At 65.9% G+C, this 21,165-nt stretch carries 21 protein-coding genes and 1 pseudogene; 11 read left to right on the plus strand and 11 right to left on the minus strand.

The window, feature by feature from the left end; genetic code table 11:
- Positions 1 to 222: 222 nt before the first annotated feature.
- From ACCQ13_RS18035 to ACCQ13_RS18050, 4 genes are all read right to left on the minus strand, one after another.
- Entirely contained in the window at positions 223 to 1,818 is a 1,596-nt protein-coding gene (locus tag ACCQ13_RS18035) for an APC family permease (protein ID WP_104602830.1), read from the minus strand.
- A 259-nt stretch (positions 1,819 to 2,077) separates the two neighbouring features.
- Positions 2,078 to 2,449, minus strand: a complete 372-nt coding sequence (locus tag ACCQ13_RS18040; protein ID WP_104602829.1) for a hypothetical protein — start codon at positions 2,447 to 2,449, stop codon at positions 2,078 to 2,080.
- Between the two features lie 42 nt (positions 2,450 to 2,491).
- Positions 2,492 to 3,268, minus strand: coding sequence for a LytR/AlgR family response regulator transcription factor (locus tag ACCQ13_RS18045; protein WP_104602828.1), 777 nt, complete (start codon positions 3,266 to 3,268; stop codon positions 2,492 to 2,494).
- Positions 3,265 to 4,563, minus strand: coding sequence for a sensor histidine kinase (locus tag ACCQ13_RS18050; RefSeq protein ID WP_159407700.1), 1,299 nt, complete (start codon positions 4,561 to 4,563; stop codon positions 3,265 to 3,267). The genes ACCQ13_RS18045 and ACCQ13_RS18050 overlap by 4 nt, the downstream gene beginning before the upstream one ends.
- Positions 4,564 to 4,794: 231 nt before the next feature.
- Between ACCQ13_RS18050 and ACCQ13_RS18055 the strand changes: the two are divergent.
- Positions 4,795 to 5,175 (plus strand): annotated as a pseudogene (locus ACCQ13_RS18055) (FAD-dependent oxidoreductase); the annotation flags it as partial.
- A 250-nt stretch (positions 5,176 to 5,425) separates the two neighbouring features.
- Positions 5,426 to 5,932, plus strand: coding sequence for a YciE/YciF ferroxidase family protein (locus tag ACCQ13_RS18060; protein WP_104602827.1), 507 nt, complete (start codon positions 5,426 to 5,428; stop codon positions 5,930 to 5,932).
- 51 nt (positions 5,933 to 5,983) lie between these two features.
- Here the strand turns inward: ACCQ13_RS18060 and ACCQ13_RS18065 are convergent, their stop codons facing one another.
- From ACCQ13_RS18065 to ACCQ13_RS18075, 3 genes are all read right to left on the minus strand, one after another.
- A complete protein-coding gene (locus ACCQ13_RS18065) occupies positions 5,984 to 6,235 on the minus strand; it encodes a hypothetical protein (RefSeq protein WP_104602826.1) in 252 nt (83 codons plus the stop codon).
- Complete coding sequence (locus ACCQ13_RS18070) at positions 6,235 to 7,515, minus strand: sigma-54-dependent transcriptional regulator (protein ID WP_104602825.1); 1,281 nt, start codon at positions 7,513 to 7,515, stop codon at positions 6,235 to 6,237. Before ACCQ13_RS18070 ends, ACCQ13_RS18065 begins: the two co-directional genes overlap by 1 nt.
- Before the next feature lie 512 nt (positions 7,516 to 8,027).
- Positions 8,028 to 8,213, minus strand: coding sequence for a hypothetical protein (locus tag ACCQ13_RS18075; protein WP_104602907.1), 186 nt, complete (start codon positions 8,211 to 8,213; stop codon positions 8,028 to 8,030).
- 418 nt (positions 8,214 to 8,631) lie between these two features.
- Between ACCQ13_RS18075 and ACCQ13_RS18080 the strand changes: the two genes are divergently transcribed.
- Positions 8,632 to 9,498, plus strand: a complete 867-nt coding sequence (locus ACCQ13_RS18080; RefSeq protein ID WP_104602824.1) for an SDR family oxidoreductase — start codon at positions 8,632 to 8,634, stop codon at positions 9,496 to 9,498.
- A 292-nt stretch (positions 9,499 to 9,790) separates the two neighbouring features.
- On the opposite strand, the gene ACCQ13_RS18085 is transcribed toward ACCQ13_RS18080, so the two are convergent.
- On the minus strand, positions 9,791 to 10,417 hold the full coding sequence (locus tag ACCQ13_RS18085) for a DUF4142 domain-containing protein (protein ID WP_104602823.1): 627 nt from the start codon (positions 10,415 to 10,417) through the stop codon (positions 9,791 to 9,793).
- A gap of 176 nt (positions 10,418 to 10,593) precedes the next feature.
- Here ACCQ13_RS18085 and ACCQ13_RS18090 point away from each other — a divergent pair, with 176 nt between their 5' ends.
- The 6 genes from ACCQ13_RS18090 to ACCQ13_RS18115 all read left to right on the plus strand — a co-directional run bounded on the left by ACCQ13_RS18090 (position 10,594) and on the right by ACCQ13_RS18115 (position 16,066).
- Positions 10,594 to 10,746, plus strand: coding sequence for a hypothetical protein (locus tag ACCQ13_RS18090; protein ID WP_158251438.1), 153 nt, complete (start codon positions 10,594 to 10,596; stop codon positions 10,744 to 10,746).
- Between the two features lie 92 nt (positions 10,747 to 10,838).
- Positions 10,839 to 11,195 carry a YkgJ family cysteine cluster protein gene (locus ACCQ13_RS18095; protein ID WP_104602822.1) on the plus strand — a complete coding sequence of 119 codons (357 nt, stop codon included), beginning with the start codon at positions 10,839 to 10,841 and terminating at the stop codon, positions 11,193 to 11,195.
- A gap of 153 nt (positions 11,196 to 11,348) precedes the next feature.
- On the plus strand, positions 11,349 to 12,086 hold the full coding sequence (locus ACCQ13_RS18100; RefSeq protein ID WP_104602821.1) for a DUF3348 domain-containing protein: 738 nt from the start codon (positions 11,349 to 11,351) through the stop codon (positions 12,084 to 12,086).
- 10 nt (positions 12,087 to 12,096) lie between these two features.
- On the plus strand, positions 12,097 to 14,754 hold the full coding sequence (locus ACCQ13_RS18105) for a DUF802 domain-containing protein (protein WP_159407701.1): 2,658 nt from the start codon (positions 12,097 to 12,099) through the stop codon (positions 14,752 to 14,754).
- Entirely contained in the window at positions 14,751 to 15,416 is a 666-nt protein-coding gene (locus ACCQ13_RS18110) for an OmpA family protein (protein ID WP_104602819.1), read from the plus strand. The genes ACCQ13_RS18105 and ACCQ13_RS18110 overlap by 4 nt, the downstream gene beginning before the upstream one ends.
- Complete coding sequence (locus tag ACCQ13_RS18115; protein ID WP_104602818.1) at positions 15,413 to 16,066, plus strand: DUF2894 domain-containing protein; 654 nt, start codon at positions 15,413 to 15,415, stop codon at positions 16,064 to 16,066. Before ACCQ13_RS18110 ends, ACCQ13_RS18115 begins: the two co-directional genes overlap by 4 nt.
- Before the next feature lie 77 nt (positions 16,067 to 16,143).
- On the opposite strand, the gene ACCQ13_RS18120 is transcribed toward ACCQ13_RS18115, so the two are convergent.
- From ACCQ13_RS18120 to ACCQ13_RS18130, 3 genes are read right to left on the minus strand one after another with little or no spacing between them, the layout of a single operon-like run.
- Complete coding sequence (locus ACCQ13_RS18120; RefSeq protein ID WP_104602817.1) at positions 16,144 to 16,563, minus strand: STAS domain-containing protein; 420 nt, start codon at positions 16,561 to 16,563, stop codon at positions 16,144 to 16,146.
- A complete protein-coding gene (locus ACCQ13_RS18125) occupies positions 16,560 to 16,991 on the minus strand; it encodes an ATP-binding protein (RefSeq protein WP_104602816.1) in 432 nt (143 codons plus the stop codon). The genes ACCQ13_RS18120 and ACCQ13_RS18125 overlap by 4 nt, the downstream gene beginning before the upstream one ends.
- Positions 16,988 to 19,060 carry a SpoIIE family protein phosphatase gene (locus ACCQ13_RS18130; protein ID WP_159407702.1) on the minus strand — a complete coding sequence of 691 codons (2,073 nt, stop codon included), beginning with the start codon at positions 19,058 to 19,060 and terminating at the stop codon, positions 16,988 to 16,990. Before ACCQ13_RS18130 ends, ACCQ13_RS18125 begins: the two co-directional genes overlap by 4 nt.
- 185 nt (positions 19,061 to 19,245) lie before the next feature.
- Between ACCQ13_RS18130 and ACCQ13_RS18135 the strand changes: the two genes are divergently transcribed.
- Both ACCQ13_RS18135 and ACCQ13_RS18140 read left to right on the plus strand, forming a co-directional pair.
- On the plus strand, positions 19,246 to 19,845 hold the full coding sequence (locus tag ACCQ13_RS18135; RefSeq protein WP_167526962.1) for a hypothetical protein: 600 nt from the start codon (positions 19,246 to 19,248) through the stop codon (positions 19,843 to 19,845).
- On the plus strand, positions 19,842 to 21,164 hold the full coding sequence (locus ACCQ13_RS18140; RefSeq protein WP_159407704.1) for an XVIPCD domain-containing protein: 1,323 nt from the start codon (positions 19,842 to 19,844) through the stop codon (positions 21,162 to 21,164). The genes ACCQ13_RS18135 and ACCQ13_RS18140 overlap by 4 nt, the downstream gene beginning before the upstream one ends.
- Position 21,165: the final 1 nt, after the last annotated feature.

Below are 21,165 nucleotides of genomic sequence, written 5' to 3' on the forward strand. Positions count from 1 at the left end.
CCGGCCAGGGTTCCGCCGGGTGGGTCTGTTCCAAGCAGTGTTTCAGAGACACGAACGGCCGGTGCACAGTGCACCGGCCGTTTGTATTGGCGCCATGACTGGGGAGATGAGAGACCCCGGTTGTCGCTGGCGACAGAGTCAATGCCCTGTCGCCGATGCTGCGCCGCGCCACCGTCGGGCGACAACAACGGCACGCCCCGCAGGTAGAGCTGCACGAGCCACTCAGGCCCGCGCCACCGCCTGCTCCACCGACGGGGTGCGCCAGCCGCTACGCACGCCCCAGAGGTAGAACACCACGCCAACCACCGCGACCACGGCCAGGTCGGTGCCGTAGCTCAGGTAGCCATGGCCGCCGAAGTCGGTACTGCCGGCCCAGGACACCAGCGCGATGGTGGGCAGGTAGCAGATCATCCAGGCCGCGCCTTTGAGGTTGCGGCGCAGGTCCGGCCAGCCCTGCTTTGCCTGGTAGTAGCAGTACACCGGCAAGGCCACCACCATCAGCAGGATGATCTCGCCGGTCAGCGGCCAGCGCGCCCAGTACAGCAGCTCGGTCGCCATCACGAAGGCCACGCCGGCCAGCACCGGCAAGGCGGCGATGCGCAGCGGGCGGTGCAGTTCCGGTGCATGCCGGCGCAGCGCCATCGCGCTGATCGGGCCGGTGAGGTAGGAAATGATGGTCGCCACCGAGATCACCGCCGCCAGCGTGCCCCAGCCGCGGAAGAAGAACAGGAACACGAACGACACCGCCAGGTTGAAGAACATCGCCATGCGCGGCACGCCCCACACCGGGTGCAGCTTGCCCAGCACGGCCGGCATGGTGCCGTTCTTTTCCATGCCGTAGACCATGCGCGCGGTGGTGGCGGTATAGGTGATGCCGGTGCCGCTGGGGCTGACGAAGGCATCGATGTACAGCAGCATCGCCAGCCAGTGCAGGTTGACGATGATAGCCAGCTCGGCGAACGGCGAGCGGAAGTCGATGCCGTGCCAGCCGGCCTTGGCCAGCAGGTCCGGCGGCACCGCACCGATGTAGGCCACCTGCAGGATCACGTAGACCAGCGTGGCCAGCGCGATCGAGCCCAGCACCGCGAACGGAATGCTGCGGCCCGGGTTACGCGCCTCACCCGCCAGGTTCACCGGGCTCTGGAAACCGTTGAAGCTGAAGACGATGCCGGCGGTGGCCACGGCGGTCAGCACCGCGGCCAGGTCGATCACATGCGCATCGCCGTGGATGCCGACGCTAAAATTTTCGGTATGGAAACCGCTGGCGATCAGGGCCAGGCCGGTGGCGGCCGGCACCACCAGCTTGAATACGGTAATCAGCGTATTGGAGCGCGCGAACAGCTTGACGCTCCAGAAATTCAGGAAGAAGTACACCAGCACCAGTACCGCCGAAATCAGCAGCCCCGGAACCGACAGTTCGCCGGCCCCGCCAGGCGCCTGCACGTACAGCCCTTGCGCCCAGGGCCAGGGCCAGGAGGCCATGTATTGCACCGAGGCCTCGGCTTCGACCGGGATCACCGAGACGATGGCAATCCAGTTGGCCCAGCCGGCGATGAAGCCCACCAGCGAGCCGTGCGAGTAGTGGCTGTAGCGCACCATGCCACCGGATTCGGGGAACATGGCACCGAGCTCGGCATACGACAGCGCGATGGTGGTGATGATCGCCGCGCCCAGCACCCAGGCCCAGACGGCGCCGGGGCCGGCCAGACCGGCCGCGCGCCAGGCGCCGAACAGCCAGCCGGAACCAATGATCGAGCCCAGGCCGGTGAGCATGAGCGCAAAGGGGCCAACGTCGCGGCGCAACGAATGTTCGGACATGAAGAAGCCTGGCAGTGATGGCGCCGTGAACCGGCAACAAGCCGGCAATCATCGCAGAAGCGGCCGCTTGCCGTCAGTGCGTATTCAGGCGAGTGTCGATACGGCGCCGGGATCGACAGCCCTGGCAGACCTGGGTGTCACGGTTGCGGCGCCACGGCGCTCGCCTACACGGGCGGGAAGCACACGCACGACACCGCTGCCGCCCGCGATCGCGGTGCATGCGCACACCCCCTGGCCGCCGCTACACGCTGGATGCGCCCTAGCCATGGCAGTCGGCGCCGGGCGCGGTGGCATCCACGCAGGTATGCGCGGCCTTCGGCACGCCACGCAAGGCGCGGATCTGGCCCGGCAGCAGCGCGAACTGGTCCAGCGTCCGGCGTGCGCAGCCCGGTGCCGGCGTCCTGCTGCCTGGGTCGGCAGCGGGGCATTGCTCCTCATACACCAGGTAATGGCATTGGCCGCTGCTGCTGGCCAGGCAATGCACGTTGGTCTCGGTGTCGGTGACCAGGGTCTTGCTGAAGATCACATCGCGGCCATCGCTCATGGCGCGGGTGATCGAGGTGGTGCCGGTGCGTTCGTGGCAGCCGGCCAGGGCAAGCAGGCAATAGACCAGGGAGGCGAGCAGGCGCATGGAGGCAGTCCTTTCAGTCGATGCGAATGGGGGAATGACGAATTACATGCCGCGGAACAGGCTCATGAAGGGCTGGCTGACGGTGAGCGTCTCGCTGCGGCCGCGCAGATGCAGCCGGCCCTTACCGGTGTCGTCGCGGATGACCGAGGCCACCGCCTTCATGTTGACGATCGTCGAGCGGTGGATCTGCTTGAACACCTGCGGGTCGAATGCGTCGAGCAACTCGCGCAGCGGGGTGCGCAGCACCGCTTCGCCGGCGGCGGTCATCACCGTGGTGTATTTCTGGTCGGCCTGGAAATACGCCACCTCCTCCAGTGCGATCAGGCGCGTCTCGCGGCCGCTGCTGGCGGTCAGCCAGGCCAGCGGCGGAGGCGCATTGGCGGCGGCCGGGCGTGCGGACAGGCGTTGCAGCAAGGCGTCCAGCAGGCCGCCACCGGGCTGGCCGGCGGCGGCGCGTTGCTGCACGCGCTGCCAGGTGGCCTGCAGGCGCTGCCGGTTGATCGGTTTGAGCAGGTAGTCCACCGCGCCGTGTTCGAAGGCATCGATGGCGTACTGGTCGTAGGCGGTGACGAACACCACCTGGGTGTGCGGGCTGACCTCGCGCATCGCACGCGCCACCTCGATGCCGGTCAGCCCGGGCATGCGGATATCCAGGAACACCACATCCGGCTGCTGGGTGGCGATGGTCTCCAGTGCGCTGGCACCGTCTTCGCACTCGCCCACCACTTGCAGTGACGGGCATACGTCGGCCAGCAGCGCCAGCAGCGACTGCCGCAGCAGTACCTCGTCTTCGGCAATCACCGCACGCAGCGCGCTCATGCCTGCACCTTGGTGATGTCGACCGCCGTCTCGGGCAACGGCGGCAGCTGGCGCACTTCGCCAATGAACGAGGCCGGCAGCGGCAGGGTGATGGTGGCCGCCACGCCGCTGGGAAAATTGGAGACGATGGCAAAGCTCGCCTGGCCGGCATAGATCAGCTGCAGGCGCTCGCGCAGATTCTTCAGGCCGATGCCGGTGCCATGGCTGTGCGTGTTGAAGCCCTGGCCGTCGTCGGCCACGGTCAGCGTGGCTTGGGCGTCGAGGCGGCGTGCCAGGATCCACACGGTGCCGCCGCCGGGCTTGGGTTCCAGCCCGTGCTTGATGGCGTTTTCGACCAGGGTCTGCAGCATCATCGATGGCAGCGGCAGACTGCGCAGCGCGTAAGGCACTTCCACCTGCAGCGCCAGCCGCGCGCCCATGCGGATGCGCAGGATCTCCAGGTAGGCCTGGGTGCGTTCGAGTTCTTCGCCCAGGGTGGAGGTGGCATCGTCGGCGCTGGGCAGCGAGCGGCGCAGGTACTGGATCAGGTGCCCGATCATGATGTCCGCGCGCGGTGGATCGGTCCGCGCCAGCACCTGCGCACTGGCCAGCGTGTTGTAGAGAAAATGTGGTTCCACCTGGGCATGCAGCAGGTTCAGCCGTGCCACCGCCAGTTCCTTCTCCATCACCGACTGCTCCACCGTGGCCTGCTCGTCGCGGCGTTGTTCGCCCACCCGGCGCACCACCGCGCGGTTGACCGCCTCGGCGTTCTCGTAGTTGCTGCCTTCGTCCACCGCGAACAGATCCACCCAGGCACCGGCATCGGGTTCGCACAGCACGGTGACGCTGCTGGTGCCCTGCCCCGGGGTGATCGTCACCAGTACCTGGTTGTGGGTGATGGCAAAGCGCGCGAACAGATTCCAGCGTGAGGGCTTGCGGCCTTCGTACGGGTCGATGCGACGCACCCGCGCGCGGATCAGCAGGCTACCCGGTGCGCATTCGATGTCCTGCACGCGCGGCAACGCGCGCACCGCCTCTTCCACCACCGCAAAGCTGGCCCGCGCTTCCAGCGGCACTTCGATCTGGCGCCGCTGGCGGGTGGACAAGGTGTCGTGGTCCAGCCGCCCGGCGATCAGGCGCACGCGCCGCACATGGGTGATCGCACTCATCAAGGCCAGTGTCAGCAGCACGATGCACGCCAGCCCGAAGAACGCGCCGGTCGAGCCGAACAGCTGCGCCCACATGATCGCCGCCACCACCAATGCGGCAGCCCAGGCAAACATGATACGCACGATCAGGAAGACGCTGGCAGACACGGACAAGGCGCTCGTTGAGTGGACGGGAGCGAGCATAGCCGCCGCGCGTGGCGGGAAAAGCCCCAGGCGACGAATGGCCGCCGATACGACCTCAAAGACCGGAATCGGCGGACGAAATCGGGCAGGCCAGGCAACGTAACGGTATGCCTGCGTCGCGCTTGCCAGCTTACCTGGCCAGCGTAACTGTGCCGCAGACAAGGCGTTACCATCAAGGCGCAGCGTGAGCGTGCAGCCGCATGTGCACCGCTGTTGCTGCAGGATTTCCTGCAGGCCGGCGGCGAACTGTACACGCGCAGTTTCGAAGACCCGCGCCAGTTCGGTCAGTTGCACGAAAGAATCCTGGTCAATGCCACCGGCTACGGCGCGCGCGCCCTACTGGGCGATACAAGCGTGATCCCGGTGCGCGGGCAGACCGCGCGCCTGATCCCGCAACCGGAGGTCAGCTACGGGCTGGTCTGGCGCGGCCACAACCTCAACGTGGTGCCGCAGCGCGATGGATTGCTGGTGCAGTCGCAAGGTGCCCACGACTTCGACAATGCCGATGACAGGCCCGACCGCGCAGCGAGCGAAACAGCCGTGCGCGAACTGGCACGGCTGTTTCCCGCGGCCTGAGTCGCTGCGCCGACCGGTGGTCCTCTCGCGCCACGGCACAGGCCGTCATCGCAACGGGATCACCGTACCCAGTAATCCCGCTAACACGCGCGGCGCTAGCGTAGCGATCACGCCGTACCGCCCCGAAGGCACGCTGGCTCCAGAGCAGCACTGCGCGATGTATCCCAGCTATGCAACTCGCTGCAGCGTTCCAGCTTCAAAGGCGATGCGCCACAGCGTGTCACCCCTCATTACCCCAAAGGAATCATCCATGGCGATCAAGACCGTCGAAGATCTGTTCATCCACGAATTGTCGGACATCTACAGTGCCGAGAAGCAGCTCACCAAATCGCTGCCACGCCTGGCCCGCGCCGCCACCGAGCCAAAGCTCAAGCAGGCCTTCGAAACCCATCTGGACGAAACCCAGGGGCAGATCGAACGCATCGACCAGGTGGTGGAATTGCTCGGCATCAAGCTCAAGCGCATCAAGTGCGCGGCAATGGAAGGCCTGGTGGAAGAAAGCCGCGAAATCATTGATGAAATCGAAGCCGGCCCTGTCCGCGATGCGGCATTGATCGGTGGTGCGCAAAAGGTGGAGCACTACGAGATCGCCTCGTACGGCACCATCGCCGCCATGGCCAAGCAGCTTGGCTATGCCGACGCGCTGCCCTTGCTGCTAGCCACACTGGAAGAGGAGAAGGCCACCGATGAAAAGTTGACCCTGCTGGCCGACCAAGGGGGTAACGCGAAGGCAGCCAAGGCCAGCAAGGCAGCCTGAAGGTTACTGCGCGGCGATGCCGTCCCGGTAGAAGTGGATGCAGTGTCGGTGTCAGCGGTTGCGTCGACTGTCGTCTTCCGCCGGCACGGCCTCCCCGGTGCCGTGCCCAGCCTGCTGCAGCGCGCGCTCTTGTTCCCCCAACTGGTCCACCAGCGCAGATGCGGACTGATGCGCGCTGCGCAAGGTCTCCATCGGCTTGGAGGTGTCGGCGCGCAGCGCGTACAGCGCAAAGCCCATGACGTTGAGTCGGTTTCGCAACTGGTGCAGCAGTTCGCGCTGCCCCTGCAGTATCTGCTCGGCCATTACGCGTCCTTGTCGCTGAGCCGATTGTGCAAGGTCCGCACGCTGATCCCCAGTTCGCGTGCCGCAGCCTTCTTGTTGAAGCGCGTGCGGGCCAGTGCCGTTTGGATCATCGCATCCTCGGCCTGGCGCATGGTCCACCCGGCCGGAATCAGCAGGCCGTCCTCGGCAGCCTGCGGTAGCGCGTGCTCGGTCTCGGGTGCGCTCAGCAAGTCGCCGTCCGAACGCAGGTACAGGTAATGGATGAACGAGCGTAGCTCGCGCACATTGCCCGGCCAGGCGTGATGGGTCAGGTAGCGCAACAAGGCCTTGGTCGGCGTCTTGCGCGTGCCGTACTTGACGTTGAGTTCGTCGATGGCGCGCAGGCCCAGCGCCCGCGCATCGCCGCGCCGCTCGCGCAACGGCGGGATCTGGATCGGATATTCGTTGAGGCGGTAGAACAGATCCTCGCGCAGCACCGCCTGCTCGCGTTGCACATGCTGATGCGTGGCGGCGACCACCCGCGCATTCAATGGAATTTCCTCGTTGCCGCCCACCCGCATGAAACTGCGCGACTCGATTGCGCGCAGCAGATACACCTGCAGACGCTTGGGCATCTCGCCGATTTCATCCAGGAACAGCGTACCGCCGGCGGCCTGCTCGAGGAATCCGGCATGCCGCCGGTCCGCACCGGTGAAGCTGCCGCGCTCATGGCCAAACAACTGGCTGGCCAACAAATCTTCGGGAATCGCCCCGCAATTGACCGGCACGAAGCGGCCGCGACGGCCCGACACGCGATGGATGGCCCGCACGACCAGATCCTTGCCGGTTCCGGTTTCGCCGGTCACCAGCACGTTCAGATCGGTCGGTGCCACGCGCACGATGTCCTTGCGCAACAACGCCATGCACTCGCTATTGCCGATCAGGCCCAGGTTGCCTTGACGCGCATCGCGCAGCCCGCCCAGCACGCGCTCCAAGCGCTCGGGCGCGAACGGCTTGGTCAGGAACTCGCTGGCCCCGCACTGCTGCGCACGGCCCTGCGTCTCATAGGCATAGTCACCCGAGACCACCACGATCTGCGGGGTATGATCCGGGTCCAGACGTTCGATCAGGTCGAACCCGCTCCCATCCGGCAGGCCAACGTCCACCACCAGCAGGTCCGGGAAATTGCTGTCCAGCCAGCGGCTGGCTTCGCCCAGGGTGTGGATGCCCTTGGCGCGGAAACCGCTATCGGTAGCCAACTCCACCACCTGATCGCAGAATTCCACGTCGTCGTCGATGATGGCGCAGGAAAGACGGTCCATGAGCGCTCCTGTCCGAAGTGACTGATACATGTTCGGTTGCGAATTGTGACGACGGCGCGAAAGCGCCTGCGCATCACCCGCAGGTGTGCATGCGAGGGTGCAAGGATGGTCGGTGCAATCGGGCAATGCTCGCCTCCCAAGCCGAGCTCGCCATCATGGCGGTTGTCGTAGTACGCACGGATGCGTGCTGACTTTCCAGTGCCAAGCGTCATGCTCGGGTCCGCTGAGCGGCGCGGCATCGCCAAACCGCCAAATAGCGCAAAGTTTATGTCGCCCTCGCGGCGCAAGGAGAACCCGCTGCAACGCGCCTAATAAGATGGATCAGCTCGCGCTGGCAATGTCGCGCGCCTGGTCTGTCTTCAAGACATGGGGTGTTTTTAGTCGGACACAAGTACAAAGAAGTACATTGCCGCATTTGAGACGGATGCGGGCACAGGCAGATGACGAGAAAGGCACCACGTAGGCACCTGTCCATCACTCAGTCGCAAGCGCCTGCCAGGATATCGGTGAGATCAGCGCTTCTCTGAGCCGTCGGGACGTTCATAGTCACGCTCCGGGTCGACTTTGTTCACGTCCGGGTCCTCATCGGGCATGTCGCGATCCTTCCACCGCGCATCTTCGTTGCGATGCTCCTGTGGCGTGAACGGCTTTTGTTGATCGGATTTGGGGTCCCAGGGTTGTTTTGTCTCACGACTCATTATAGGTCTGCCTTCAGTGGTGTCGAACCAGCGTAGGTGGCACCGCATTGCAGGACGATGAACATCGCCGTGCGATCACGTGAAATTCCACACTGCATGCTTCTCGCCGTTGAAAGCTCGATCTGCTTTCGTCCGGCCAGCCCCACTTGTACGCATGCAGCACCTATCGACTGCACTGCGACGCAACCTCACCTGAGCCCGAGCCAGCACGGCGATGATTCACCGCAACGCAAACGCATGAGCCACGGCGTGCGACGTCATAAGCCACAGCCGCACCGACACATGAGCGATGACGACGCATTCCACGAGCGCGGCGATTCACAATACACGCCTCAACGACACCGCCTAGCCCGATTATTGACGTTGGCACGCTTACACTTTTTTCTCCATCCCAAACATTCATTTTCTGGAGAAGACCGTGCCCACAGACAATTATCCGCGCCCTCCCTTCAAGCCACAGCAGCAGGAGTTCCCCGGCCGCACCGAGCGCATGAACCCACGCCCGGATCACGGCGAGCACAGCTACGTCGGCCATGGTCAATTGAAAGGAAAGCGCGCTCTGATTACCGGGGGCGACAGCGGCATCGGTGCAGCGGTGGCGATTGCCTATGCGCGCGAAGGTGCTGACGTGGCAATCGCCTATCTGCCTGACGAGCAGGACGATGCCGCCGCAATCGGCGCATTGATCGAAGCGGCCGGTGTCAGGGCATTGCTGGTCGCCTGCGACATTAGCGACGATCACCAGGCGCAGACGCTGATGAAAACGGTACACGAACATTTCGGCGGGCTGGACATCCTGGTGAACAACGCTGCCTACCAGGCATTTTATCAGCGCTTCGAAGACATTACCCTGGAGGAGTGGCGCAAGACGTTTGACACCAACGTGCATGCGGCATTCCATTTGGTGCAGCTGGCCGTGCCGTTGATGACCGAAGGCGCGTCGATCATCAATACCGCGTCGGTACAGTCCAAAAAGCCCACTCCGAACATCCTGCCGTATGCAGCCTCGAAAGGAGCGCTGGCCAACCTCACCATCGGCCTTGCCGGTGTACTAGCCGAAAAGAAGATTCGTGTCAACGCAGTCTTGCCCGGTCCGATCTGGACACCCTTCATTCCAGCCGGTATGGATGAAGAATCGGTGCGCACATTTGGTGAGCAGACCCCGATGGAGCGCCCGGGCCAACCTGCCGAGCTGGCATCGGCGTACGTCATGCTTGCAGCGGACACCGCCAGCTACACGTCAGGTGCGTTGCTGACAATCGCCGGTGGTGCGGTCACGCTCTAGGTGTAGACACCGGGCGGACGTTGCGCGCCAACCGACGGCCGGCGACGCTGATACGCGCCTGGTGTCTTGATAGCACACCGATGCTTGAAGTAAAGCCAGAGAAACACCAGGTGGGCGACGGTGCGCACGACGCGGGCGGGTGATTCGGCGGTCAGCCGCGTCCCGACAGACGACGGCCGTCTGGTCGCCCCATGTCCAGTGCCGGACAGCACTTGAAAGTGGCCTAGTTCAGTACAAACAGCCTGAGACCAGGGCCGTGGCGCCACGTTCTGCAGCGCCACGCCCCCTCGTGTCAATGCGACTGGGTCTGTTTCGCGCACAAAGCCTTTGCCTGGGCAAGATGCTCGGCAATCGCAATGCGCACACGCTGCAGCGCCTTGCCCAGATCGCTCGAACCCGGCTCGCCATTGAAGCGGGTATCGAGCAATGCCAACGCCTGCTCATGGCTGGTCACGCTGGCCTTTAGGTACTGCGTCTGGAAGTTGCGACCCTGCAACTGCTCCAGCTGCTTGCGTGCCGCCTCCCAGCTGGCTGCGGCCGCTTTGCCCAGATCGCCGCCGCGCTCGGGCGCAAAACGACTCAGGTCGGTCAGTGTTGCGCTATGCGCCTGATCCATCTTGCGGGCGAAGTGCAGCACTGGCCCATCCACGCCCTTGATGATGGCCAGTTGCGCCAACGCGCGTTCCTGTTCGTTGAAGACCGACAACGCGCCCAGGGCCTGCCGGGATTCCGGGCTGCTATCGGCCGAGTACTTCGATGTGTGTCCGTACGATGATGTTGCGTGGCGTGCTGCATCCTGCCGGTCCTGAAGCCTGTTGAACACGCCAGGCGCATGCTTGGCACGGCCCTGATGCCGCTGCCAGGCCTTGTAGGCCACATATCCCACTGCACCTGCCGTTACCATTCTCAAAAGTCCCATCACCCACTCCTGATGATCGCGCTCAAGCGATCGTTGTCGATTGCATTTAATACCCGCTGCCACATCGGCCCTCGGGTGCGAAGCGTCAGCCTGCGAGCGCGCGAGTTATCCAGACGTGACCTGTGCATCAACGCGGCGTGGCCGCAGCCACTGCGTGTACACCGCACCGCTGCAACATGCCGTCTCGTCTGGTCGACCTGCGGGATATCGCATGGGGAGTCCATGGCGTCATGGCCCGCAATGTCGATCAGCTGGACGAGCGGACGCAACCGATCGTGGCGCAGCCGGATGGACGCGGCGTGGAAGTCGGCAGTAGAGCAGCAGGATGAGCGCGAAACCAAGCCTGGGGAGCGCTGCGCGCGCGGGCATTGCATCCACCACGGTGCAAGCGCATGTTCACACTCCGCCGCATCCAGGGTGTATGGTGCGAGCGCATCCGTACACCGGACTGCCCCTGCCCCCTCTGGTCTTCCCCATCAAGACTCTCTGCGAACGCTGCGACGCCGTTTGTTGCCGGCTCACCGTCTTGGTCGATCCATCCGACCACATTCCTCACCACTTGACCAGCGTGACACCGGAAGGCTGGCATGTGATGGCGCGCGATGAGGAAGGCTGGTGCGTGGCGATCGATGCCGCGCGCATGTGCTGTTCGATCTATGACACGCGCCCGGCGATCTGCCGCCGCTTCGTCATGTCCGGCCCGTATTGCCGCGACGTGCGTGCCACCTACCAGGACCAGCGCCGCCAGGGCATCCCCCTGACGCTCTACACCACCTGACCCTGCACGCCCGAGGTCGCGCGCGGCCTCGCCACTGCTGCGCCGCGCGGCTGAATGCCTGCGGGCAAGGCCGGCCGGAGCAGCCCCCACGCGCGCATAGCCGCCTCGAAGGGTGGCATTCCCGTGTAAACTGCGCGGTCTTTGACCGAAACAATGGCGAAAGCTGCTCCACGGGCACCCCTGCCGGGCCCGGCGTTCATTCGCCTGCTGGCACGTCTGGGCGACGCCCGTATCGCCCGCTCCAGCCCCGCGTTGGCCGACCGGCTGAGCCAGTGGATCGACTGGACGCGCGCGGTAGCCGTGTCCAAGGCATTGGACGGCAAGCTGCCTGAAACCGCCGACCTGCACGAACCACGTCCGCTGGATGCGCAGGCGTGCGCGCGCGTGCGCGCGGGCCTGGCCGCCAGCAGTGTGGCCGACCTGGACGCCGTGGTGGCGCGCCTGCGTGCCGCAGCGCGCAGCGCCACCGATGCGCAAGCAACACCTGCAGCGCCTGACTACGCGCCGTTTCGGCAGCACTACCTGGCCATGCAACGCGCCATGCGCACCGCCACCGGCGACCTGCGCGGGCGGCTGCGCGACCTGCTGGCGCTGGTGTCGGCCGACATGGCGCGGCTGGCCGAAGTGGACGCGGTGATGGAGCTGACCTTGAGTCCCCGCGAACAAACCTTGTTGAACACCGTGCCGGGCCTGCTCGGCACGCATTTCGAACGCCTGCGCGAAACCGCGCATGCGCATGGCTCAGCAGCCGACAGCGAGGCCGCGCCACGCGCGGTGTCCGATAGCTGGCTGGATCTCTTCCGCAAGGACATGCAGAGCGTGTTGCTCGCCGAACTGGATGTTCGTTTTCACCCGATCGAAGGCCTGCTTGCAGCGCTTCGTACCCGCTAACTGGGACCTCATGTTCAGAACTCTCGTACACGTGTGTGTGTTTCTCATCGGCCTGCTGGCGGTTTGCTGGGTCGGTATCGGCTATCTGGGTTCCAACCCGCTGGGTGCCTGCATCGCAGCGGTCATCGGCGCCTGCTACGTGGCCGGCGCAGTGGAGCTGTACCGCTATCGCCAGGCCACGACCACGCTGGACACTGCGCTCGCCGGGGTGACCACGGCCCCCACCGCGCTGGATGCGTGGCTGGGGCAACTGCACCCCAGCCTGCGCAATGCGGTGCGCCTGCGCATCCAAGGCGCACGCGTGGCCTTGCCGGCGCCGGTGCTCACGCCGTACCTGGTGGGTCTGCTGGTGTTGCTCGGCATGCTCGGCACCCTGCTCGGCATGATGGCCACGCTCAAGGGCACCGGCGTTGCGCTGCAGAGCGCGACCGACATGCAGGCCATTCGCGGCGCGTTGGCCGCACCGGTGGAAGGCCTGGCCTTCGCCTTCGGGACGTCCATCGCCGGCGTTGCCACCTCGGCCATGCTCGGCCTGTTGTCGGCGCTGTGCCGGCGCGAGCGCCTGCAGGCGGTACAGCGGCTGGACCTGAAGATCGCAGCCGAATTGCATCCGCATTCGGAAGCGCATCAGCGTGGCGAGGTGTTCAAGCTGCAGCAGCAACAAAGTGCCCTGATGCCCGCGCTGATCGATCGGCTGCAGGCCTTGATGACCAGCATCGCGCAGCAAAGCCTCGCCGCAGACGAGCGCCTGGCCACGCAGCAGGCCGCGTTCCACACCAGGACCGAAGCGGCGTATGCGCGGCTGGCGACCGCGATGGAGCAGTCATTGCAGGCTGGCGTCGCCGCGAGCGCACGCGCGGTCGGCGCGGCCCTGCAGCCGGCAATGGAGGCCACCATGGCCAGCATCGCGCGCGACACCGCCACGTTGCACGAGCGGCTGACCCAGGCAGTGCAGCAGCAACTGGACGGCATCAGCAGCGGCTTTGAACGCAGTGCCGACAGTGCCGCCACGCACTGGGCCGGCGCGCTGGCCGCACAGCAGCAGGCGCAAGCCGCCCTCAATGCACAGGTGCAGGCCACGCTGGAGCAGATCACCCTGCAGACCACCGCGTTGCAGGAGGGTGTGGGCACGGCCGTGCAACAGCAATTGCGCGGGCTCAGCGCGGGCTTTGAAGACAGCGCTCGCACCGCGGCCGAGCACTGGCAGGCCGCACTGGCTGCGCAGGAGCGCACGCAGCATGCGCTCAGCGAACAGGTGCAAACGGCCCTGGCGCGGGCCGATCAACGCAGCGCCGCGCTGCAGGACAGCGTGGGCGTAGCCGTGCAACAGCAACTGCATGCGCTCGACGAGGGCATTGCACGCAGCAATGCCACCACCGCCGAGCACTGGACGGCGCTGCTGGCCGAACAACGCAGCGCCACCCAATCGATCGGCACGCAGCTGCAGGCCACGCTGGAACAGCTGGCCCTGCAAGCCACCGCATTGCAGGACGGCGTCCGGCAGGCCGTGCAGCAGCAACTGGAAGGCTTGACCACCGGCTTCGAGGCAAGCAGCGCCGCCGCTGCGGCAGGCTGGACCTCGGCGGTCGCCGAACAGCAGCGTGCCAACCACGCACTCACCCAGGACCTGCAGCACAGCCTGACCGCATTCGCCAGCACCTTCGATGCACGCTCCGGTGCGCTGGTCGATGCGGTATCCGCGCGCCTGGACCAGTCCAGCAACGAGGCGACCACGGCCTGGACACAGGCACTGGCGCAGCAGCAGCAGGCCGGCGCGGCATTGGCCAACGAGCACCAGCGCGCACTGGCCGCGGCAAGTGCCAGCTTTGAGACGCAAGCCGCCGCCCTGGTCGGCAGCCTGCAGCAGTCGCATGGCGAATTGCAGGCCGCCCTGGAGGCACGCGACACCCAGCGCCTGGCGCTGTGGAGCGAACGCTTCACCAGCATGAGCGCGGCGCTGGGCAGCCAGTGGGAACAGACCGGCGCGCGCGTGGCGCAGCAGCAGCAGGCCATCTGCGACACCCTGGCCAGTACGGCGAGCGAATTGTCCACGCAGGCGCAGGCGCAGGCCAGCGCCACCATCAGCGAAGTCTCGCGTCTGATGCAGATCGCCTCCGAAGCGCCCAAGGCCGCCGCCGACGTGGTGGCCGAACTGCGCCAGAGCCTGTCCGAGAGCATGGTGCGCGACACCGCCATGCTGGAAGAACGCAGCCGCCTGCTGGCCACGTTGGAGACCTTGCTCAACGCGGTCAATCATGCCTCCACCGAACAGCGCGACGCGGTGGATGCGCTGGTGACCACCTCAGCCGATCTGCTGCAGCGCGTGGGCAACCAGCTCACCGAGCAGATCGGCAGCGAAACCGGCAAGCTCGGCGCGGTGGCTGCGCATGTCAGCGGCAGCGCGGTGGAAGTGGCCAGCCTGGGCGAAGCCTTCGGCATGGCGGTACACCTGTTCAGCAGCGCCACCGGCGAACTCAACGAACGCCTGCAGCACGTCGCCAATGCACTGGATGCCTCGCTGACACGCAGCGACGACCAGCTGGCCTATTACGTGGCGCAGGCGCGCGAAGTGGTGGACCTGAGCATGCTGTCGCAGAAGCAGATCATCGAAGAACTGCGCCAGCTCGACCGTGGCCACAGCGATGACGGCGCCGCGGAGCCGGCATGAGCGACGAGATCGACATCGACGGCGAATCGGGCACTCCGATCTGGGCCGCGTTCGGCGACCTGATGTCGGTGCTGCTGGGCGCCTTCGTCTTGATCCTGGTCGGGGTGATCGGCGTGCAGTTGCAGCTGTCCAGCCGCCTGGACGCGGCGGTCAAGCAACAGCAGGCCGAGGCGCAGCGCCGCAAGACGCTGGAGCAGGCGCTGGCCGCGCCGCTGGCGGCCGGCCGCGTGACCCTGGTCGATGGCCGCATCGGCATCCGCGGCAATGTGCTGTTCGCCTTCAACTCCGATGAATTGCAGCCGGAAGGCCGCGAAGTGTTGAAGTCGTTGGCTGCGCCGCTGGCGCAGTACCTGGCCGCGCGCGAGGAGATCCTGATGGTCAGCGGATTCACCGACGACCGCCCGGTGCTGGGCGGCAACCGCCGCTACGCCGACAACTGGGAGCTGTCCGCGCAACGCGCGCTGACCGTGACCCGCGCGTTGATCGCCGAAGGCGTGCCCGCCGCCTCGGTCTTCGCTGCCGCCTTCGGTTCACAGCAACCGGTGGATTCCAACGCCGACGAAGCGCGCCGGGCAAGGAACCGCCGGGTGGAGATCGCGCCGATCGCACGTCCATCCACCAAACGTCACGACGCGCCTGCGCCGGCCGCAGCGTCACGATGAGCAGGCGGGCAGCATCCAGCCGCGCGCGCCTGCAACGCTGGCACGCCGAAGGTGCCGGCCAGGTGGATCCGGTGCGCTTCCACCTGCTGCAGACGCTGGCAGCGCGCGCCGAGGCCCAGGCCGACGCGGCGGTGCGTGCGGTGCTGGAAGACAAGCTCGCCGCGCTGGTCGATCAGTACGCCACAGTGATCGAGCAGGCCGCCGCGCGCGCGACATCCCGCGCCGTCTCGCCCGCACCGCAGCGCAGCCGGTTGGGTGTGCTCAGCGACCAGCTCGCCGGCCACGCGGCGCTGATGGAAGTGGACAGCCGCAAGACCGCCGCCGCCGATGCACTGCAGTTTCCCGAGCTACCGGCACTGGACGACTTCCGCCGCACCTGGACCACCGTGCGCACCGCCAGCCAGGTGCGGCAATCGCTGCAGGATGCGCCCAAGGACGCCGGCCCGCTCAATTCCAGCGTGCTGGTGCATCGCTGCATCACGCTGATGCGTGCGCATTCGCCCGGTTATCTGCAGCACTTCCTCGGCTACGTGGACGCATTGTCGTGGCTGGAGCAGATGCACGACGGCGGCGCACTCACCGACGAAACGGCCGCGCCGGTCACGGCGGCAGGCAGGAAACGCGGCGGCGCGGCGAAGCGACGCGGTTAAGCCAACACGTCCGATTGCCTTGGCAGTTCGTGGACACGCAGCCGGCGCGCTGGCTCTACAGTGTGCCCCTGCACCGCTCAGGCTTCGGCGAAATGCGCCACGATCGGCGCGTCGCCGTGCGCGCTCTGCTCGATCACCTTGCGCTGCATCGCCGCCAGGTAGGCGTCCAGTTCCTCGGCAGAGGCGAACACATCGCTCAGCGGCACCGCCTTCACCATGTCGAAGACCTTGCGGATCTGCGGCTGCGGATGTGTCACCAGCACCTTGCCCTGACGCGTGGCCAGCGCCTTACGCGCCTTGAAGATGCTGCGGATACCGGCGCTGGAAATGTATTCCAGCGCGGCCAGGTCCAGCACCAGCGTGGTGATGCAAGTCCCCAGCAACGGCGACAGTGCCGCGTCCAGGTCTTGATAGGTATGGGTGTCCAGCCGGCCGGTCAGGATGACGCGTTGACGGGTGTCTTGCGGCGGATCGATCTGGATGGCGAGCGTGGTCATGACAAAGCCTCGGGGACAGGGGCGTACGGGTGCAACAGGGTGATGCGCACGATGTTGTATGCACCATCGCGGCGGTAGTCGATGTGATCGGCGAACTGATGCACCAGAAATAACCCCAACCCGCCGATCTGGCGCTTGTCCAGCTCGCAATCCAACTCGGGCAAGGCCGCCGCGCAGGGGTCGAACGCGGTACCCGAGTCGTGCATTTCCAGCACCAGCGCCTGCGGGTCCAACTGCAACTGCAGGCGCAGCGGCTGCTCCACGCATTGGCCGTGGGTGAGTGCATTGCAGCCGAGCTCTTCCACGATCAGCCGCACCTGGCCGATGCGCTCGGCATGCAGGCCTTCGCGCGTCAGCGAGGCTTCCAGCGCGTCGTTGGCGCCAGCCAGTTGCGCCAGCGACGGTGCGATGGCCAGGTCCAGCTTCATGCAGTCGATGCCTTTCCGGGGCTGTCCCGGCCAGCCTCTGCCAGGTGCCCAGCATGCTCCTGCCGCAGCCGGATCGCCAGCAGGGTGATGTCGTCATAGGGCTCGGCCTTGCCGGCGAAGCGGGCGATATCGGCAACCACCGCGTTGCACTGCGCCGCCGGACTGCGGCGTGGGTCCAGCGCGACCAACAGTCGCTTGAGCCCATAGCTGGCGCCCCGCTCGTCCATCGCCTCGGTCACCCCATCGGTGTAGCCCAGCAGGGTCTGCCCGGCACTCATGCGGCCCTGCAGCACCGGGAACGCCACCTGTGGCTCGATGCCCAGCGGTGCGCCGGTTTCCAGCGGCAACGCACGCACACTGCCGTCGGTGCCGATCAACAGCGGCGGCTCGTGTCCGGCGCTGGCCAGCCAGTAATCGCCGCTCACCACGTCGATCAACCCGCACAGCACGGTGGCGAACATGCAGGTGTCGTTGTTCTCGGCCAGGCGGGTGGAGGCGGCGATCAGGATGCCGTCCGGGCGCGTGTGCCGGCGCGCGGCGATCTCCAGCACACTCACGGCGCGCGCCATGAACAGCGCCGCCGGCACCCCCTTGTCGGAGACATCCCCCACCACAAACCACAGCAGGCCCGGCTCGGTTTCGAAGAAATGGTAGAAATCGCCACCCACCGCTTTGGCCGGCTCCAGCCAGGCACAGGTTTCCAGATGCGAGCCGGCGCGATCGAAAGTGCGCCCGGATGGCAGCATTGCCTGCTGGATCTCGCGCGCAATCTGCAGCTCGCTGTGCATGCGCTCGCGCGCGGCGGTCATCTCGCCGATCTTCGCAATATGATCGCGGATCGCATCGCGCGCGCTGTCGAACGCGCGCGCCATCACGCCCACTTCGTCACGCCGTTCTATATGCCGCAGTGGGTACTCGAATTCGCCACGCCGGAAATGCTCGGCGGTGTCGGTCAGTTCCTCGATCGGCCGTGTCAGCGCGCAGGTGATCCGCCGCATCAACCACCACCACACCCCCGCCCCGAGTACGGCCGCGGCCGCCACCCGCGCCGCCAGCCAGTTCAGGCCCGACAGCACGTAGGCCTCGGACGCGGACAGCACGAAGGTCCAGCCGCTGTGCCCGACCGCCGCGCTATGGGTGAGGAAGCGCTCGCCATCGGGCGCGGTGTGCGAGAACGAAATTGGCTGGCCTGCCGCCACCGCGCGCTGCAACGGGCGTAGATCCGGGCGCGCGCGCGCCACGTAGCTGTCCAATGTGTGCTGCAGATTGAGCGCCGGGTCCGGGCCGAACACCAGCCGGTCTTCCGGCGACAACAGCATCGGCTGGATGCCGATATCGCGCGGCAACTCGTCGATGATCTCCTGCAGATGCTGCAGCGGAAGATCCACGCTCACCATGCCCACCGGCGCCGCATCCGGTGCATCGCCGGGCCGGCGCAGCGGCAGGTTGTAGCTGGTGTACAGCATCGTGCCGCCATCGCTGCCGAGAAACGGCTCGGACCACCACGCCCGGCCTTCACGCTGGGTGCGCTGGTACCACGGCATCGCGTGGTAGTCGTAGCCCACCTCCAGCGCCGACTTCTCCCCCAGTTGCGTGCCGTTGCGATACACGTTCCACACAAAACCGGTGTCGCCGGCCTTTTGCGTGTGCGGTTCGATTATCAGCCGCGCCGAACCGATATCCGGGTCGCCATCGAGCGTGGCCAGCAACAGGGCGCGCAGGTTGAAGGGTTGCAGCCCCACCGCGCTGCTGCTGGCGGCCAGCGTACGGCCGCTGACCTGCGCCGAATCCAGCATGGCTGCCAGGCTGCGTGCGGTCTGCTCGGTCAGCCCGTCCACCTCGATGCGGGCAGCTTCCACCAACTCCGCGCGTGCGCCCAGGTAGAACACCGTCCCCAATACGATCAGCAGCATCACCAGCAGCACGGTGGCAGCCAGCAACACCCGCACGCGTAGGCTATTGCGCCAGTGCACACGCGGGGTGACCGGTGTTGGTAGGCCGCTGGCCTCGGGCCGGGTGACGGAGGTGACGATGACACGCGCTCCCTGGCGGCTGGTACTGCCGATCATGGCACTTTTGCCCAGCGCGACAAGGCCTGAAAGCGGCCTCGTCCTCACCCGCTCCTCATTGACCCTGCGGGCGCTACCGAACTAGATTGGCGGCCCAACTGCCACGGAGGCCGGCCTTGCGCCAGATTCTTGTTCCGAGCCTGCTGGCCCTTTTTTGCACGGCCTGCAGCCCCCCGGAGACCAGCATGAACCAGACCCCATCCCCCACCGCCGAGGCTGTTGCGCAAGCCGATGTCGATGCCGGCGGCCGCGGCCTAGCCAAGTTGAATCCCAGCCCGCGCAAGGCCTTCGAGGTCACACTGACCTTGAAGAATGCACCGGGTACCTTCGGCCTTGTACAGGGTGCGGCACAGTACGACGTCAGCAACGAGGCCGAGTGCGGCAAGATCCAGCCGGAGACCGGCACCGCCGGGCGCATCACCAGCCAGGAAGACTTCGCACTCAAGAAGATCTCCGACACTGAATATCGCGGCACCGTCTATCTGGATCTGATGCAGGACGAGGACTATTACGGTCGCGGCGTCTGCCACTGGGAATTCAGCGGGGCCAGCGTGTTGTTGAAGGCGACCGGGGCGGACGCAGACACCCGTTTTCTGTCTTTCGTCGAAGGCAAAACGGTGACTGCACAGCAGTCGCAGACGAAGTATTACTGGAGAGAGGGTTATCCGCACTCAGGAATGGATGACTTCCCGGATGTCGGTGAGTTGACTCCCGAGAAGTTCAAGCCGGAGATTCGTGACAACCTCTTCACCATCACATTGGCTGCCAAGGAAGTTGCGCCATGAGCATCCCCTCACCGCAGTATGCGGGCTTGTCTGAAGATGCCTACAAGGACCGTGCTGTCGGTCGGCGCGCACCGGGGCAGGAAGAAATTGTCACCGTCGAGGGGCAGCGTTACGCCGTTCTCGAGCACGTCAACAACAAGACCAATGGCTATCAAGGCACGATCTATCGCCGCGAAGGCAGTGGCGAAATCGTGGTTGCGCATCGAGGCACCGAAGGTGCAGTCAATGACGTTCTCACCGATGCAAAAATGGTCACTTCACGGACCAATCCGCAAGCCGCGGATGCATTGGCGTTGACAAAACACGCACTCGATTATTCGGAGATGGCTGGCAAGCGGACGGGGCACGCGCCCGAAGTCACCGTCACCGGCCACTCCCTCGGCGGTGCGCTGGCACAGATTTCTGCTCACCATTACGATCTCAAGGGCGAGACGTTCAACGCCTATGGCGCAGCCAGCCTGGGCTACCGGATTCCCGAAGGTGGCACCAGCGTGGTCAATCACGTCATGGCCTCCGATCCGGTCAGCGCGGCGTCACCGCATTTCGGACAGGTGCGCATCTACGCCAAGCCCGACGAAATCTCCACGCTGAGCGCCAGCGGTTACAGCAACAGCAAGGCCAACTTCCTGATTCCGGACTATCCGCTGGTGGCGGCCGGCGGCTCGTTGGGTGCGCACAAGCTGGGCAATTTCCTCGGCGAGCAGTCTGCGCTGAAGGACCCCAACGCGCGCCCGCTCGCCGCACAGAATGCGCGGATGATCGACGAATACCGCAGCGACGTGAACGGCCTGCGCACCGGCACCACCATCCTCACGCGCAGCGCTCCCGGCCTTGGGCAGGACCTGATCGATGCCGTCCGCGGCCCGCTCGCACCAGGCGAACCGGCCAGGCGCGATGCACGCGAGCATGCCAACGATCACACGTCACTGCGCATCGACCACTCGGGGCACCCCGGCAATGCGCTGTTCCAGGACGCACAGCGCGGCGTGCACGCGCAGGATGCGCGTGCCGGGCGCACTCCCGACCAGCACAGCGCGCAACTGTCTGGCTCGCTCGCTGCGGAAATGCATGCCGCCGGTGGCCAGCGCATCGACGCGGTATTGATGAGCCCAGACGCGGCGCGCACGTTTGCCGTGCAGGGACGCGTGGACGACCCCGGGCAGCTACGCGTCGGCGTGGACACCATGACCGCCATCAACACCCCGCTCGAGCAGAGCAGCCAACGTGTGGCCGACAACGCCGCACGTCAATCGCCGGCGCTGGAGCAACAGCAGGCGCAGACCCAGCAACAGCAGCAGGCTCCACGCGCAATGGTGTGAG

Source organism: Xanthomonas sp. NCPPB 1638, assembly GCF_041475635.2.
Taxonomy (GTDB): Bacteria; Pseudomonadota; Gammaproteobacteria; order Xanthomonadales; family Xanthomonadaceae; genus Xanthomonas; species Xanthomonas cucurbitae.

Excerpts from the sequence above, each read along its gene's own strand:
- ACCQ13_RS18035 (WP_104602830.1), bottom strand. The coding sequence starts at position 1,818 with ATGTCCGAACATTCGTTGCGCCGCGACGTTGGCCCCTTTGCGCTCATG.
- ACCQ13_RS18040 (WP_104602829.1), bottom strand. The coding sequence starts at position 2,449 with ATGCGCCTGCTCGCCTCCCTGGTCTATTGCCTGCTTGCCCTGGCCGGC.
- ACCQ13_RS18045 (WP_104602828.1), bottom strand. The coding sequence starts at position 3,268 with ATGAGCGCGCTGCGTGCGGTGATTGCCGAAGACGAGGTACTGCTGCGG.
- ACCQ13_RS18060 (WP_104602827.1), top strand. The coding sequence starts at position 5,426 with ATGGCGATCAAGACCGTCGAAGATCTGTTCATCCACGAATTGTCGGAC.
- ACCQ13_RS18065 (WP_104602826.1), bottom strand. The coding sequence starts at position 6,235 with ATGGCCGAGCAGATACTGCAGGGGCAGCGCGAACTGCTGCACCAGTTG.
- ACCQ13_RS18070 (WP_104602825.1), bottom strand. The coding sequence starts at position 7,515 with ATGGACCGTCTTTCCTGCGCCATCATCGACGACGACGTGGAATTCTGC.
- ACCQ13_RS18075 (WP_104602907.1), bottom strand. The coding sequence starts at position 8,213 with ATGAGTCGTGAGACAAAACAACCCTGGGACCCCAAATCCGATCAACAA.
- ACCQ13_RS18085 (WP_104602823.1), bottom strand. The coding sequence starts at position 10,417 with ATGGGACTTTTGAGAATGGTAACGGCAGGTGCAGTGGGATATGTGGCC.
- ACCQ13_RS18090 (WP_158251438.1), top strand. The coding sequence starts at position 10,594 with ATGCCGTCTCGTCTGGTCGACCTGCGGGATATCGCATGGGGAGTCCAT.
- ACCQ13_RS18095 (WP_104602822.1), top strand. The coding sequence starts at position 10,839 with ATGGTGCGAGCGCATCCGTACACCGGACTGCCCCTGCCCCCTCTGGTC.
- ACCQ13_RS18100 (WP_104602821.1), top strand. The coding sequence starts at position 11,349 with ATGGCGAAAGCTGCTCCACGGGCACCCCTGCCGGGCCCGGCGTTCATT.
- ACCQ13_RS18105 (WP_159407701.1), top strand. The coding sequence starts at position 12,097 with ATGTTCAGAACTCTCGTACACGTGTGTGTGTTTCTCATCGGCCTGCTG.
- ACCQ13_RS18110 (WP_104602819.1), top strand. The coding sequence starts at position 14,751 with ATGAGCGACGAGATCGACATCGACGGCGAATCGGGCACTCCGATCTGG.
- ACCQ13_RS18115 (WP_104602818.1), top strand. The coding sequence starts at position 15,413 with ATGAGCAGGCGGGCAGCATCCAGCCGCGCGCGCCTGCAACGCTGGCAC.
- ACCQ13_RS18120 (WP_104602817.1), bottom strand. The coding sequence starts at position 16,563 with ATGACCACGCTCGCCATCCAGATCGATCCGCCGCAAGACACCCGTCAA.
- ACCQ13_RS18125 (WP_104602816.1), bottom strand. The coding sequence starts at position 16,991 with ATGAAGCTGGACCTGGCCATCGCACCGTCGCTGGCGCAACTGGCTGGC.
- ACCQ13_RS18130 (WP_159407702.1), bottom strand. The coding sequence starts at position 19,060 with ATGATCGGCAGTACCAGCCGCCAGGGAGCGCGTGTCATCGTCACCTCC.
- ACCQ13_RS18135 (WP_167526962.1), top strand. The coding sequence starts at position 19,246 with ATGAACCAGACCCCATCCCCCACCGCCGAGGCTGTTGCGCAAGCCGAT.
- ACCQ13_RS18140 (WP_159407704.1), top strand. The coding sequence starts at position 19,842 with ATGAGCATCCCCTCACCGCAGTATGCGGGCTTGTCTGAAGATGCCTAC.